Origin of the sequence: Shewanella sp. c952 (assembly GCF_019654975.1) — a bacterium.
Lineage (GTDB): Bacteria > Pseudomonadota > Gammaproteobacteria > Enterobacterales > Shewanellaceae > Shewanella.
Map to the genome: position 1 here is coordinate 1 of NZ_BPEW01000025.1, position 15693 is coordinate 15693.

A 15693-nucleotide genomic window follows, 5' to 3' on the forward strand; every position below is an offset into this window, starting at 1 on the left:
TCCGCAGCATAGCCATTCTGCCATCGCGCCATATTAAATTGGAGCGACATATCGGGTTCGAACCGATGACCTATACCTTGGCAAGGTATCGCTCTACCAACTGAGCTAATGTCGCATTTCAATTTAACCTGTAATCAAGTTCTTGCTTAGTTCGCTTCCCCTTGACTACGGAATGGCATTCTACCGATTTACTCTGCATAGTCAATCGAGAAAAATGCTTTTTATAACTGTTTGACGTTAAAAGCATCAAAGATAACGTTTTTTGTTCTTATTGATCGTTAGTTGCACAATATCAATGCCCTGCCGTGTTATTGAGTGCTTCTAAATAATACTAGAGTGCAAAATTTTCGTTTAGTAAAGGCTGACATATTCAAGTTATGTGTACAACTTTAGGCATATGATTTGAAATACGCTGCTTTTGCCGGGTGGAATGCTTTCAATATTCAGCTAAACGACTTTGAGAGTGCCAAAACCAATGCAGCCCCTTTATAATGCTGGCAATTTAGTGTCGGTCATAGAGCTGTGCTTGAGACCTAGGGCTGTTGTAATCCTTTGAAGTGAGTACTCAACTTAGCGTAAAATAAAAAACGCCTCTATACAGAGGCGTTTTAAATGTATACACGCTATCCAGACTTAACCAAGTGGTAATGACTGGTAGTTAAGACCTAACATTTTTTGCATCACGCCAACGACCTGGCAGCTATAGCCAAATTCATTGTCATACCAAACATAAAGAATAGTACGGTTACCGTCAGCAATGGTTGCTTGAGAATCAACAACACCTGCATAGCGAGAACCAACCAAATCACTAGACACGATCTCTGTAGATTCAGTGAAGTCGATTTGATTTTGCAGTTCAGACTGCAGCGCCATATCTTTTAGGTATTCATTCATTTCATGCTTATTAGTTTCACCATTAAGGTTTAAGCTAATAATTGCCATTGAAACGTTTGGTGTCGGAACACGAATCGCATTACCTGTTAACTTACCTTCAAGCACAGGTAATGCTTTAGAAACGGCTTTAGCTGCGCCAGTTTCAGTAATTACCATGTTCAAAGGTGCACTACGACCGCGACGATCAGCAGAGTGGTAGTTATCGATAAGGTTTTGGTCATTAGTGTAAGAGTGAATAGTCTCTACGTGACCATTAACAATGCCATATTTATCATTAACAGCTTTAAGTACCGGAGTAATGGCGTTAGTGGTACAGCTTGCTGCAGATACAATCGTATCTTCATCAAGAATGTCAGACTCGTTAACACCATAAACGATGTTCTTAATTGCGCCTTTAGCTGGAGCAGTTAAAAGTACTTTAGTTGCGCCCTTCGATTTAAGGTGCAACCCAAGTCCAGCTTCATCTTTCCATATACCCGTGTTATCTACCACTAGTGCGTTAGATATACCGTACTTTGTGTAATCAACTTCATCTGGAGAGTTTGCGTAGATGACTTGAATATAAGTACCGTTAGCAATGATTGCATTGTTTTCTTCGTCGACTTCTACTGAACCATTGAATGGGCCATGTACAGAGTCGCGACGAAGTAGGCTTGCGCGTTTTTCTAGGTCGCCCTTACGGCCACCACGAAGTACGATAGCACGAAGTCTAAGCTTATTGCTTACACCCGTTCTTTCAATTAACAAGCGAGCTAGAAGACGTCCAATACGGCCAAAACCGTAAAGAACAACATCTCTTGCTTCTTCAGTATCTTCTTGTGTAATAGCTGCTGACAATTCGCTGCTCATGTAAGCTTCGATTTGGCTCGCATCTTTATATTCACGCCAGTAATTAACAGCCAGTTTTCCAATGTCGACTTTACACTGTTTTACCGCTAACTTGCTTAAAGCTTCGATAAATGGAAAGCTTTCACGTAGTCTTAGTTTGTCACCGACATGACGGCGCACTAAACGGTGTGATTTAATGATTTCGATGGTAGAAGCGTTAAGTAATGGTTTACCGTATACGACAACCTCTACACCTTGGTTACGATATAACTTACCAAGTAAAGGCTGCATAGCCTCTGCCATTTCGAAACGTTCTTGCCAGCTTTGTAGGTGTTTATCAGCGCTCATTAACAGATCCTTTATCTCACTTTTCTGATTTTTTACCAGAAATGTTTGAGTAACAAAAAGAAAAGACCAATAATCTAGGTTATGTAGGGTGTCTTTCCCCGTTTGGTCGGCGCTATTGTAATGAAAACTGGCCTTTCAGGCTAGTCAGATATTTTATATAACGATGTAATTTAATTAGATAAAAACCAGCATGGAGCCTGTTTTGAGTAGAAAATTTGTAATGTTTACATCACTTCTAGGAATTACGGCCTTTTTTGGTCTATTTGGCTGCGAACCGACCTCAAATACACAGAAGATCTGTAACAAAAATCCTGAACTTTGTTCCGATCTACATAAAGATAGTTGGTGCAGATTCGAAAAAGGTGACCTTATCCGTAACAGATACCTGTTAATGACGACGGAATCACCAAAAGGCGAACAGCTTTTCGACCAATTATTGTACTTAGAAGATTACAACAAGTGCATTGAACTTGCTGCTGGAGTGCAGCATATTTTGCATCCTGAGCGCACAAACGATCGCGCTCGTGCTTTTGGGTTAAGCTCTCAGACACTGGCTCAACTGCAAGAAACAACCAAAAATAGCCAAGATCCACATTTGGCTTATTATCATTGGTCTAGGTTTAACGATATAGAAGCTGGAAAAGTACTATTCGACGCAGAGAAGAATGGTTTAATTAAAGATATTAGGCTTAAAGCGCAACTAGCGGCTCATTATTTAAAGAGCAACCCTAGTAAAGCGAAACGTTTGTACGCAGCAACATTATCAGGCGCCGACAAAGCCTCATTTGATCCAGATTGGTTGTTAGCTTTAGCTACCCTCTATAAAAACGAAAATCGCCCAGAGATGCACTATTTGCTATCAAAAACAAATATCATCATGACAGATGCTAATTTTGTAGAGGAGCAGATGTTAGCAATGATCCAAGGAAATAGGATATTGCAGGAAAAGTTAGATAAAGAAGCTGAAAATTTGGCTAATGTACTAGAATCTGGAATGTATGCGCAAAGTAAGCTAAAAATTGTCTTGGAGCAGGATTTAGACCAAGCAGTTAATTAAAAATGGCGCGTGTAGTTTGTATTCGGCAATATGTTTGCCAACTTACAAACATTTTCTTAATTTAGCTGAAAAATAGCGAAATACGCGATCCATGTAAAAAAATTACCTAAATTGTTAAGGGAATCGCGCCTATTTGGTCGATATTGCTTGACGGTAGCTGTCAGTTTGGTAATTTTACTACCAGATTCTATTTAAACTTTACCTGAGGGATATGAGATGACTATCCGAGTTGCAATTAACGGCTATGGCCGTATCGGCCGCAATGTTCTACGTGCTCTATATGAAAGCGAAAAGAACTACCCTATCAAAATTGTTGCGTTAAATGATCTAGGCGACGCTTCAATCAACGCTCACCTAACAAAGTATGATTCTGTTCATGGTCGCTTCAATGCAAAAGTTGAGCACGCTGACGATGCTATTTTTGTTAATGAAGATAAGATCCTTACATTCCAAGAGCGTGACCCATCGAAACTTCCATGGGATGAGCTCAATGTAGATGTTGTTTTCGAGTGTACAGGTATATTCACTTCTAAAGAGTCTGTGCAACCTCACCTAACTGCTGGCGCAAAGAAAGTCATTATCTCTGCACCAGGTAAGAATGTTGATGCAACGGTTGTTTACGGTGTTAACAATGACGAAATTACTGGCGACATGACTGTAATTTCTAATGCCTCTTGTACTACTAACTGTTTAGCACCATTTGCTAAGCCGTTAAATGATGAGATTGGTATTGAATCAGGTCTAATGACAACCATTCATGCTTACACTAACGATCAACGTTTATCAGATGTTTACCATACTGATTTGCGCCGTGCTCGTGCTGCTGCAATGTCAATGATCCCAACACGTACTGGCGCTGCTGCTGCAGTGGGCCTCGTTGTACCAGAACTTGCTGGTAAGTTTGATGGTTTAGCAGTACGTGTACCAACAGTAAACGTATCACTGGTCGATCTTTCTTTCGTAGCTGCTCGCGACACGACAGTCGAAGAGATTAACGCTATCATTGAAAAAGCAGCTTCTGTTGCGCCACTGAGTGAAGTTCTAGCTGTAAACCATGAACCTTTGGTTTCTATCGACTTTAACCATAACCCGTACTCGTCTAACTTTGATGCGACTCAAACTCGCGTTAATGGACGTCTAGTTAAAGTTATGGCTTGGTATGACAACGAATGGGGTTTCAGCAACCGCATGCTAGATAACGCTGTTGCGTTAATGTCTGCAAAGTAAATTTGCTAATACCATAAAATAAAAAAGCCCAGCAATGCTGGGCTTTTTTGTATCTAGCTATGCAACCAATAGCGCTAATAACCTATATAGAGCTATTCAAGTAATTTCAGTTGGCCGTTAGCAATAATGACTGTGGGCTCTGCAAGTAATAATAGGGTTATCATTAAGTTTACACGCCGTAGTTAGATAGAGAGCAAAGTCTGCGCCGCGCCATTGTATAAACCGATAAATGGCCTTATCTAAGACCACTAAACTCTCGTTGAGCGATCTAATCTTTATACTCATCGGTATTAGATCAATATTAGTGTTTTGATTGCACTTTTGGGTTCATGCAAAGGTAGTCGTCTATCATTTCAATATTTTGGTCGATATAACCCAATAATATCTTTTGTTCAACTTCACCTATCTCAGCACTCAAAATTGCTCGATGTAGCTCAAGCGCTTCAGATTTGTGACTTAGTAATGTCATTGAAGAGATAAGATTACTCTCTAGACATCGCTTAAGTAATGCTCGCTGTGTAAGCTTAATTGATGTTTGGACTGAGTCACATAAAACGGATAGTTTTTCATCAATGATTATCTGCGCTGCTAGACCTGCGTGTTGCCTGTTTAGTTGTCTACTTGAATACATCTAACACCTCTATAAAATAAGATTTTCACTTTCTATAAGAGATTATATTTCTTGTTAGCTGTACCTAGGCTTAATCAGGTGAGTGTACATAACTGTATGTATCTACGTTAATATTCTAGCTGCGCTTTATACGTACCACTTTGAACACATCGATTTCAAAACCTGCTATGCCTTCTGTTGCGCTATAGTAAGTCATGTTGACTCGGGCACCTTTTAAGCACTTATATTTTTTTCGGCGTTTAAACTTAAACGGGGTATCGCAATCTTCTATCATGACCGTATGCAGCACCCAGTCTTCTTTCTCTCGTTGAACATGAGATAAAACAGAAACATTTTCAGAGTGAACGAGTTGCTGGTGTTGATTTAGCATCTTGTCTACAGGTGTTTTCACGAACTTCGTCCTAATAAAAAAATCAGTCTATAAAGGTAGCACAACCAGCGGGAACTGTATTGAGCTAGCTAAAGAAATCGGTCTCTTAACCAGCCATAATGGTAATAGCCCCACTGTCCTACCCGTCTTAGTTGCGGTAATGGGAATTTAGGTAGCGGTAGTTGATAAAGTGGTAAAGCTGGAACTTGTCTTCCGGCTATTTGTTCAGCTAGCCTGAACGCTGCTTGTGAGCTGAAAGATACCCCTGAACCACAATACCCCATACTATAGCCTACGCCGTTAGAGGCATATACATGTGGCATGTCATCGAGTGCTGCGGCGATCCAACCAGTCCAATTATAAGCGACAGCCTTATTCTGCAGCGCTGGAAAACACTTATCAAGCGCAAACTTTAATCGTTTCTGGTAAATAGGCTTATGTGCATCTTTGCCTTGAATCGCCCCTCTGCCACCGAAAAGTAGCCTGTTATCTGGCAACAAGCGGTAATAATACTTAAGAATGCGGGTATCCATTGTCACCTGATGGGTATTGAGGCCACAGCTATGCAGCTCTTGTTCCGATAATGGCTCGGTAACAATCACATTGCTGAGTATCGGTAAGTAACGATTATCAATATTTGAACTGAACGACTTTGGTGTATAGGCGTTTCCTGCGGTGATGACCTTGTTAGCCGTGATTTCCCCTTTAGAGGTTATCAGACGGTGTTTATTACCTTCTGTAAGCCATTCGGTTACGCAGGTGTTTTCATAAAGGTCAACGCCCTTTCCTAGCACCATTGATTTATAACCTAGCAATAATTTTAACGGGTTAACACCAAAACCATCAGCTAATCTTAACGCACCATAGGCTTGTTGATGATCCATGAATTCAGTTTTAAAGCGGCTAGCCGTTATAAACTCAGCATCTTCTCCAAGTTCTTTCTTTATAAACCCAGCAGCGCTTTGCAGCTGATCTAGTGCTTTTTTGTTATGCGCTACTTTTAAATAACCTTTTTGTTGCGGTTCGCAATCAATATTAAACTCGTTGATCAGCCCATCGACTCTAGATACCGCTTCGCTAAACTCATTGTAAATGCCCTTAGCGGTGTCGAGATCCCATCTCGATGCCATCTGCTTATAGCCCAGTCTTCCTGAGCCCTTTAATACAAAACCTGCATTTCTTGCTGATGCACCAAAGCCGACTTGGTTGGCTTCCAACACACAGACATCAATGTTGTGCTCAGTTGCTAGATAATAAGCACTCAACAAACCGGTATAGCCGCCGCCTATTACCGCGACATCAACACTTCGATTACCCGGCAACATTGGACTCGCTACGCCTAATGATGCGGTGCTTGCCCAGTATGAGTGGCAAGGCTTTAGGTTTGCAGGCGTACTGTTATAAAGTGGGTCAAATAGTTCACTATTCATAAAAAGCTTATAATTTTAGTTAAAGGTCAGTAACATTTCACTGGCGGTACATGTGCAGTTTGAACCGCATATCACGCAAATATAATCGGGGTGGTCACTGGTATCATTCCATCGATTTGGATGATCTTTGATGAGTATGCCACCTGCTTTACTAAAGTAACGCACAGCTGAGTTATTTGGGCTTTGTTTCCATAGATGGCTTATCCCAGCTCGCGCCCCCTGACGCTTTAGCGCTGCCACTGAAGACTGCAACAGCAATCCGCCTAAGCCTTTACCTCGAGCCTCTTCTGCGACCGTATTGCATTTAAAGTAACCGACATGCTCGGTTGGAACTGACCATTCGTCTGGTGAGCACCATTTATCTATATCCCATTGCTCGGCAGCATAGGTCAGCCTAAAACCGAGTAATTTGCCAGATTCTAATGCAACAAAGCTACTATTAATGCCGTTTTTGGAGCCTTTTTCAACAATCATTGATAAAGAACTGCGGTCTAAGTAACCTTCACCATGAACCAAATTACCCAGGTTAATCACTTCGTCAAAGTAAGTATCTGTAATTTCAAAAATCATATTCTATTATTTTTATCCTAAAACGGTGAATCGGCACAATAGCATATTCATAACCAAATTCTGAATCGGTGAAAGAATCGTCGAGTTCAATTTTAAAAAAAGCGCAGTTTATGGATGTTCTGCTCGTACCTTTTGGTTTCCGATTAGGTGTAGGGAGTATATTAAATTCGCTGACGTTTTAATCTATTGTGCAGCTAGGTTTGTACTTATATGTCCATTTCCATTATGTTATTAGAAAAAATTCAATGATTAAACATCATATGATAGTGAACAGGGATAAGTTAAGTGTCTAAAGATAAGCTTTTAGCGCCAACATTTAATGTGGCACGTTATATTATAAACATGAACAACCGAGTATATGATGGTTTACTTGCTTTCATTGGTAAACTTACCTTTGTTCAAAAGCTCTATCTTTTTGCCTTTATTTTATTATGTTTTAGCAAGAGTTTAGTCATTGTTGCAGCCATAACGGTTGTTGGATTACTCGCTGAATTCTGGCCGCTATTTGCTCGAGTATGGCACTCTCTAGCAGGAAAAGCAGTGTTACTACTTTTCTATGCCGTTATTGCTAACTTTGCGTTAGCAGGTGCCGCCTCGGTCGTTAATGAGGTTGTTGGCGTATCTTCGAGTCATTTTAGCTATACCCATAACTTCGCTATTTTGCTTTATCTGCCCGCATGGACATTGGCAATCAGCATTATTGCACTATTACTGCTTCAAATTTTTGTACCTTTCTACCTGTTTACTCTGTTGTTATTAAAACCGTTTGGTGTCGACGGCTTTAACCTTACTAATTTGCAACATTATCAGAAGTGGACGATGTTTTTTCGCCTCATTCTATCCAGTATTTTGCTTTATCACTTAGCACTTATAAGCGATGTAGATTCGGTTATAGAGGAAAACCTTGATAACCCCAAGTTGCTCAATATCCAACAGACATCAACCGAGGGAGCAGATCTTGAGAAGATTATTCTAGACTCTGTGGGTGAGAGTGAGGTCGATGCTCTAGAGCAAGAAAATACTGACGATAAAAGCGCTCCGACTAACAACGAGAAGCACGATTCAGGCAACTCGACGTTAGACTCCTTGGAGCAAGAGATTAAAACCAGTGTTAATAAATCATTGCGATTACGGGCGCTCTATTCTCAAAAAACAAGGGAATTAATTGCGCACTTTGCTTATCAATTAGAAGCAGATGGAAAGTCGCGCTGCGCTATTTCTGATAATGCTCATATTGTTGAACTTAATGATTATGAAATTCTAGAGATCAGCCCTGATATGTCGAAACCATATGGATATGATTTCGAGGTCAAAGTGTGCCAATCTCCGGCTTTTCCACTTTGACCCCAATGTTAAAGTCACCAGCAAGGGTTCAAATGATTAGAACGGCATATCCCGTTCAAAGGGTATAAAGTAAAAATTGTAAACCTTTGTTAATCGTTAGTATTTTGTGTTTAATGAAGACGCTAAACATAAGTTATATAGCGGTATAATATGCTGGCATTAAGAAGATTACTGCAATTAATTCGCTTTTGTAAGCCAATAAAGCGCTAGATCCTATAAGTAATAACCCAAAAAACCTTTTAGCAACAGGGTTAACTTAGTGTATCGAGTCTATTGTATAATTTTCTAAAACAACCCCATTAAAATAAGCAATGACGCAATGTCGTTGTAATAATAAGAGATGTATCCAGTGAATAAGAATAACAATTCATCCATATTACTGTGCGCAGTAATAGCTGGTTTAGCTTTGCCAGTCCAAGCCTCAGCGATAAAACAATCTAAAGGCGATTTTGAAGATAAGTTTCGACAGCTAGATGTGGACTTACCGACGCCAAACGTATATCGCAATGCTGCGGGAGAACCTGGTCATCAGTATTGGCAGCAGCAAGTCGATTATCACATTAAGGCCTCTCTAAATGAAGATAAAAGGCGTCTTGAAGCCGAGCAAACTGTCACTTACACCAACAACTCACCTGACACACTAAAATACCTTTGGCTTCAGTTAGATCAGAACTACTATAAAGCGGATTCTATCGCCACTCGGACGCGTACTTTCTCAAGTCCTTCTGAACTTGCTAGCAGTGTTAATGGTAAGCCAACTAAAATCAGTTTAAAAACATTACGTGGTCAACAGTTTTTAGCTGACAACGAAGTCGGATATCAAATAGGTGAAGTCACAGTCAATGGCACTCCTCTTCGAGTAACCATTGTCGGTACCAATATGAGAATCGATCTTCTCGAACCACTCAAACCGGGTAAAGACGTAGAGTTTGAATTCAACTACGCTTTTAACATTACCGATCAAAAAGCGGTTGGTGGTCGCAGTGGCTACGAGCACTTCCCCGACGATGAACGTGATGGCGGCAATGACATATTTCAACTTGCACAATGGTTTCCAAGATTACACGCCTACACAGATTATGAAGCTTGGACAAATAAAGCTTTCTTAGGCAGTGGTGAATTCACCTTGGAGTTCGGTGATTATGATGTTGAATTAACTGTGCCAGCCGACCATATTGTTGCGGCTACTGGAGAATTAGCCAATGCCAGTTCAGTATTAAACAAAACGCAGCGCAAACGTTTTGAAAAAGCCAAAACCAGCAAAAGACCGGTTTTCATTGTGACCGAAGCTGAAGCTTTAGAAAATGAGTCAGCGGCAACCAGTAAAACCAAAACATGGCACTTTGAAGCTGAAAATGTGCGCGATTTTGCATGGTCTTCCTCTAGAAAGTTTATGTGGGATGCTAAAGGTTACCAGCAACAATCTTCTGAACGCCCTTTAGTCATGGCAATGTCTTTTTATCCTAAGGAAGGTGGCGACCTTTGGAAAAAGTATTCAACAGAATCAATCATCCATACCATGGAGGTGTATTCAAAGTATTCTTTTGATTACCCATATCCCACAGCTCAATCTATTAATGGTCCCGTTGGTGGAATGGAATATCCAATGATCACCTTCAACGGGCCTCGCACCGAATTACAAGAAGATGGTAGCAGAACCTATACATTGTCAGAAAAGCGTTTTCTGATAGGTGTTGTTATCCATGAAATTGGCCATATTTACTTTCCGATGATCGTAAACTCAGACGAAAGGCAGTGGACATGGATGGACGAAGGGCTTAATAGCTTTTTAGACTCCGTTGCAAAAAGAGAATGGGAAACTGAATCTCATTGGGCTAGAGAGCCGCGCGACATTGTTGAATATATGAAATCTACAGTGCAAGTGCCGGTTATGACTCAGTCTGATAGTGTATTGAAACTCGGCCCTAATGCTTACACCAAACCCGCAGTCGCTTTAGATATTTTACGAGAAGTTGTTCTTGGACGAGAGCTTTTTGATTTTGCATTTAAAGAGTATGCCACTCGCTGGAAGTATAAACGCCCTACTCCATCTGACTTTTTTAGAACCATGGAAGAAGCATCTGGTGTTGACCTAGATTGGTTTTGGAGAGGCTGGTTTTACAGCACGGATCATGTTGATATCTCAATCGACAAAGTCTACAAGCTTAGAATGAATACTAAAAATCCAGATATTGATTTTGCTCGCGAACGTCAAATGGAGCAGGATAAGCCGACTCCTATCGCCATAGAGAGAAACAAAGAGCAAGGGCTTAAAACCTGGATAGATCTAAACCCGGATGTAACTGATTTTTATGAATCTAACGACGAATATACAGTTACTAACAAAGAGAGAAATAAATACAATAAGTTTATTAAGAAGTTAGAGCCATGGGAACGTGACGTCATAAAGAGAGCGATTAAAGAAGATAAAAATTATTATGTGCTTGAGTTTTCAAATCTAGGTGGGCTTGTGATGCCTATTTTACTGCAATTGACTTATGAAGATGGCAGTGTAGAAGCGCTAAATATTCCTGCAGAGATCTGGCGTAGAAGTCCAAAGTCAGTCAATAAACTCATCGTATCAGACAAAGTCCTAAAAGAAGTTGAAATTGATCCTAGCTGGCAAACAGCGGATGTTGATTTGAACAACAACTACTTCCCCCGCAGGATTATTCCATCAAGAATTGAAGCCTATAAAAAAGAGAAAAGTAAGGCAAAAGTTAAACGCGATATTATGCAGGATATTAAAACAGAACTTAAAACTGAAGAAGATGAAGAGTCTAATTCAGAAAAGGCTGGATAAGATATGAGATTAACAATAATTATTGCGGTTTTCATTGGGTTAATCTCACTTTCGGTAAGCGCACATCAGCAAAAAATGGCAACCACTACCGTTAGTTTTAACCACAGAGTTGATAATATAGAAGTAATGCACAAGTTTTATCTTCATGATGCTGAGCATGCGGTAAGGGATCTTTTTGATCCCAGTGCAGACATTTTAAGTAGCAAAGCAACCCAGAATAGCTTTGCGGAATATGTACAGACTCAGTTTGCAATTGAGATTAATGATTCCAAACAGCTACCACTTAAGTTTGTTGGATTAGAGCTTGATGGCAAGTATATTTGGATCTATCAAGAAACCGCAATTCCAAGCAATGTCACTGAACTGTCAATTTCAAACGGAGCGTTACAAGAATTGTGGCCAGCCCAGTTAAACTTGGTCAATATTGAAGGCAAAGGTGAGTTACAGTCTTTACTATTCAACGATAGCGATCAATGGCTTAGCGTGTCATTGGCCGAATAACATATTAAAGGGTTAACACTAAGAAAGTGTTAGCCCTTACGCTCACTTGGAGCAAATCAAACTTAATTCAGTACGACATAACCACGATTTACCATACAGTTTTTAACCACATTTTGTTGTTCAGCTTCAAATTTTGAAGCATCATTGCGGCGACTTCTGCCATTAGATAACACTCCTAGGCCAAGCCCTATTGCTGCACCTTGTTTGGCACCGTCAGTTCCTGAACCACCGGCGATAGCTTTACCCGCTGAACCAATTGCAGCTCCTTTTGCTGCACTGCCAACTGCACTGCTACTACTATCTGTTTTTTGAACTTGGGTAGATAATTCAGTACATTGGTGCAGATCATAGATATAATCTTTTTCATCCACTCCTGTTTTATCTACAATAATATTTGCCGTAACATTTGATGAAACCAGTAGTAAAATAACCATGAGCATGCTTTTATTCATTGGGTGCACCTTAGCTGTTCTAATTCAATAATTGACAAGTACGCTAACAGAATGCAAAAACACATTACACTCGTAAAAGTACCAGTATTATCAATTATGGTACAAAGGCTTAGATTAGGTTGTTAAATTGACACAAAATGCAGTGAAACTCGAAGAAAGATTGTCTACGCTTTTGGCAACGACTCAGTTTGAAAAAATTGAACTAATCCAATTACTTTGGTCAGGTTATGGCGAAATTGGCCGCTATGAAAATACAGATAAATCCAATCGTTATTACGGTCGCTTTATTGTAAAACATATCTCACCGCCGGCTAGCCAACAACACCCACGAGGATGGGATGGAGCAGCAGCACATCAACGAAAGCTAACCTCCTATAATGTTGAGGCGGAGTTTTATCAACATTGGGCCAATAGCATTAAACCGACTTGTGCTGTTCCCAAGTTTATTGCCCAGGAAAATCTAGATAATACATGTCCAAATTCTAAAATAATCGTTATGTCAGATTTAGATGCTGAGGGTTACCCAATCAGACTTTCAAATGCATCGGTTGACGTTGCAGGTACTTGTCTACAATGGCTGGCGAGATTTCATGCACTTAATTTACAGTCTAAAGTTACTGAGGATTGGCCGAAAAATCTATGGCCGATTGGCACTTACTGGTATTTAGATACTCGACTTACTGAGTATAACGCCATGGAGGAAAGTGAGCTTAAACGCTCCGCAGCGCTACTCGACGCGAAGCTTAATAACTGTCAGTTTAAGACCTTAGTCCATGGTGATGCAAAAATTGCAAACTTCTGTTTTTCTGATGATTTATCAGAAGTAGCTGCGGTAGATTTTCAATATGTAGGTGGCGGATGCGGTATGAAGGACGTTATTTATTTTCTGGGTAGTTGTCTAGATGAAACAACTCTTGAACAGCATTTCGACGCCTTAATCGATGTTTATTTTAACCACCTCAAGACAAGTATAGAAAAGTTAAACAGCAACTATTGTAGCAATCAAATTGAATCGGAATGGCGTGAACTGATCGATATAACATGGGCCGACTTTGAGCGGTTTCTTGCTGGTTGGGCGCCAACCCACACTAAGCGTACAGGCTTTAGCCAAAACCGGACAATGGCTGCACTTAACAAAATCCATAGTCGTTAAGCTTAAGCTGACCGATCTGCAGCAAAATTTTTCTGCAAACTAAAGTAAGTATTCTTTAACTATCTAGAGGCTACAACACAAAAGATAGTTAAAGTGACTTTATCTACAGGGTTAGCTTAAGTTGTTTCGCCCTCTTTGCTAGCATCAATCTTTAATTGCTCACACTCACTCAGCAAAAAATCTAACGCTTGATCAAAACTGTCTAGTTGTTTTATCGACATAAAGGCTTTGAGTCTATGAATGAGATCATTGCTTAATTCTATGTGAGATTTCTTTTTGCGTTTTTTAATTTGTGCTAACTCCTTTCTGACCATGCGCCAGCCATAGTCGCTAAACATTTCATTTAAACAAAAATTTAGTTGTTCTAACTCTCTCCTTAGATCCGCACTTCGCTTTCGAGTCACTAATGAAAGTAACTCTGATATTTTTAGGAATTTTGTTTCTGACTCTGCACCACTTTCAAACCAATCTAGTCTCTTTAAAATTTGCTCTCTGGGTATGAGTCTAAAGATCAGCGGTAACGCTATAACGATTTCATCTCTTTGAAGCAGTAATAGCTTACGTCCCTTTGTCGGTTTATTACTATGGTATTTCCACTCTTGCTTCGTATTATTCATCAGCTTAGTCATTAATTTAAAAGTATGGTTAAACCATTTATATGTAGATAATATTGAATAACTCACAGATAAACAAGTGTTTGGCGCGACTCTTTTAGACTACCATTAAAATGGTATAACCATATTAATAATTTTCTTAATCCACTGAGAGTTGTGTTCTAAGTTTGGCAAGTTAACGCTCAAAACCAAATCGTGCTTTAGCGGCGCATATTCTTATATCTATTGCTTGTACCGTTCATTATTCCAGCTAAACCTGTTCATTTTTGTCGCGCTTGTATATAACTCAACCTCTACCAGTGATAATGACGATTATCACTGGTAGAGATTGTTATAAATCAATACACTATCTTGCTCATATTGGCGCTAAATTCATAAATTAACGATATAGAAAGAGGTAATCTAGGAAATGAGTCGAAAACATATTAGCCCCATTTCCAATAAAGTACCGAGCAATAACAGCGACAATGGCTTTTACCAAGAAGCTGAACTTCCTATTTCGATGCTTAATGATTTTGAAAGTGCAGCCAAAGAAACCCGCTATGAAATTTCTGAAAACACTCGGAGAGTTTATCGTTCAAGCTTTGGCATTTTTAAAGCTTATTGTGAAACTCATGGGCTAAGCTCAAACCCTGCCGATCCCAGAACGGTTATTTCTTTTATCGGTCATCAAAAAGATTTTTATCAAGCAAAGAGTGGCCACCAGCTATCGACTCAAACGATCAATAGTCGATTAGCTGCAATTCGCTTTCATCATATTCAATCTGGTACCCCCTCGCCAACTGAACACCCTTTGGTTATCCGAGTTATGCGCGGACTTATGCGCAATCACAATCGAATAGTTTCGGACTATGATCAGCAACCGATCATGTACGATGAACTGGAAATATTGATCCAAGCTATTGAAAGCCAAAGTCAGGCTCTGACTAAAAAACGTGACAAAGCAATTATCTTATTAGGTTTTCAAGGTGGTTTTAGACGTTCAGAATTAGCTAATATAAAAGTAAATCATTTGAGCTTTTTAAGAGACAAACTCAAAGTTAGGCTGCCCTACTCTAAAAGTAATCAGCAAGGTCAAAGAGAGTGGAAAGTGCTGCCAAAAGATGAAATATTTTCAGCTTACGAACCTTTAAAAGATTGGATTGATGCCGCAAAAATAAAAGAGGGCCACTTATTTAGATCACTAACTCGAGATGGCAGATATATTAGAGACTATCAAGTACTAGATGCTAACTCAGGCAAAGGTTTCTTACGCGGTGATGATATTTATCAATTAGTAAAGCGTTATTGTAATAAGGCTGATTTAGATCCTAAGTTTTATGGTGCACACAGTTTAAGAAGCGGTTGTGTAACGCAACTACATGAAAATAATAAAGATCACCTATACATTATGGGGCGAACAGGCCATACCGATCCTAGATCGCTAAATCATTATTTGAAACCTAACGATTAGAGGCCTCAGCAGTATTAA

14 protein-coding genes and 1 tRNA gene are annotated in these 15693 nt (G+C 39.8%); 7 read left to right on the top strand and 8 right to left on the bottom strand.

All coding sequences use genetic code 11. The features are described from left to right. Positions 1–39: 39 nt before the first annotated feature. Positions 40–115: transfer RNA gene (locus K5R16_RS15590), tRNA-Gly, on the bottom strand. A 518-nt stretch (positions 116–633) separates the two neighbouring features. Then, positions 634–2070, bottom strand: a complete 1437-nt coding sequence (locus K5R16_RS15595; protein WP_220738477.1) for a glyceraldehyde-3-phosphate dehydrogenase — start codon at positions 2068–2070, stop codon at positions 634–636. A 220-nt stretch (positions 2071–2290) separates the two neighbouring features. On the opposite strand from K5R16_RS15595, the gene K5R16_RS15600 reads away from it, so the two are divergent. Together K5R16_RS15600 and gap are read left to right on the top strand one after the other, a co-directional pair. Further along, positions 2291–3127: a DUF2989 domain-containing protein gene (locus K5R16_RS15600; RefSeq protein WP_220738478.1), complete on the top strand. Its 837-nt coding sequence runs from the start codon at positions 2291–2293 to the stop codon at positions 3125–3127. Positions 3128–3343: 216 nt separating this feature from the next. Next, the gene (gene gap / locus K5R16_RS15605) at positions 3344–4354 is read left to right on the top strand and encodes a type I glyceraldehyde-3-phosphate dehydrogenase (protein WP_020912629.1); all 1011 of its coding nucleotides are present in this window, start codon (positions 3344–3346) and stop codon (positions 4352–4354) included. Positions 4355–4655: 301 nt separating this feature from the next. On the opposite strand, the gene K5R16_RS15610 is transcribed toward gap, so the two are convergent. From K5R16_RS15610 to K5R16_RS15625, 4 genes are all read right to left on the bottom strand, one after another. Next, on the bottom strand, positions 4656–4985 hold the full coding sequence (locus K5R16_RS15610; RefSeq protein WP_220738479.1) for a hypothetical protein: 330 nt from the start codon (positions 4983–4985) through the stop codon (positions 4656–4658). A 115-nt stretch (positions 4986–5100) separates the two neighbouring features. Continuing rightward, positions 5101–5376 carry a hypothetical protein gene (locus K5R16_RS15615; RefSeq protein ID WP_020912627.1) on the bottom strand — a complete coding sequence of 92 codons (276 nt, stop codon included), beginning with the start codon at positions 5374–5376 and terminating at the stop codon, positions 5101–5103. A 68-nt stretch (positions 5377–5444) separates the two neighbouring features. After that, positions 5445–6785: an FAD-binding oxidoreductase gene (locus K5R16_RS15620; RefSeq protein ID WP_220738480.1), complete on the bottom strand. Its 1341-nt coding sequence runs from the start codon at positions 6783–6785 to the stop codon at positions 5445–5447. Positions 6786–6800: 15 nt separating this feature from the next. Beyond that, a complete protein-coding gene (locus K5R16_RS15625; RefSeq protein WP_220738481.1) occupies positions 6801–7355 on the bottom strand; it encodes a GNAT family N-acetyltransferase in 555 nt (184 codons plus the stop codon). A 285-nt stretch (positions 7356–7640) separates the two neighbouring features. Between K5R16_RS15625 and K5R16_RS15630 the strand changes: the two genes are divergently transcribed. The 3 genes from K5R16_RS15630 to K5R16_RS15640 all read left to right on the top strand — a co-directional run bounded on the left by K5R16_RS15630 (position 7641) and on the right by K5R16_RS15640 (position 12003). Next, positions 7641–8699, top strand: a complete 1059-nt coding sequence (locus tag K5R16_RS15630) for a hypothetical protein (protein ID WP_220738482.1) — start codon at positions 7641–7643, stop codon at positions 8697–8699. A gap of 349 nt (positions 8700–9048) precedes the next feature. Then, positions 9049–11502: a M1 family metallopeptidase gene (locus tag K5R16_RS15635; RefSeq protein ID WP_259649903.1), complete on the top strand. Its 2454-nt coding sequence runs from the start codon at positions 9049–9051 to the stop codon at positions 11500–11502. A 3-nt stretch (positions 11503–11505) separates the two neighbouring features. Next, positions 11506–12003, top strand: a complete 498-nt coding sequence (locus K5R16_RS15640) for a DUF6702 family protein (RefSeq protein ID WP_220738484.1) — start codon at positions 11506–11508, stop codon at positions 12001–12003. A gap of 62 nt (positions 12004–12065) precedes the next feature. Here the strand turns inward: K5R16_RS15640 and K5R16_RS15645 are convergent, their stop codons facing one another. Next, complete coding sequence (locus K5R16_RS15645; protein WP_220738485.1) at positions 12066–12455, bottom strand: glycine zipper family protein; 390 nt, start codon at positions 12453–12455, stop codon at positions 12066–12068. Between the two features lie 127 nt (positions 12456–12582). On the opposite strand from K5R16_RS15645, the gene K5R16_RS15650 reads away from it, so the two are divergent. Further along, positions 12583–13608, top strand: a complete 1026-nt coding sequence (locus K5R16_RS15650) for an ecdysteroid 22-kinase family protein (protein ID WP_259649904.1) — start codon at positions 12583–12585, stop codon at positions 13606–13608. Positions 13609–13724: 116 nt separating this feature from the next. Here K5R16_RS15650 and K5R16_RS15655 read toward each other — a convergent pair whose 3' ends face one another. Further along, positions 13725–14225 (bottom strand): hypothetical protein, encoded by a 501-nt coding sequence (locus K5R16_RS15655; protein WP_220738486.1) that lies wholly within the window; start codon positions 14223–14225, stop codon positions 13725–13727. A 406-nt stretch (positions 14226–14631) separates the two neighbouring features. Between K5R16_RS15655 and K5R16_RS15660 the strand changes: the two genes are divergently transcribed. Then, on the top strand, positions 14632–15675 hold the full coding sequence (locus tag K5R16_RS15660; protein WP_220738487.1) for a tyrosine-type recombinase/integrase: 1044 nt from the start codon (positions 14632–14634) through the stop codon (positions 15673–15675). Positions 15676–15693 lie beyond the last annotated feature (18 nt).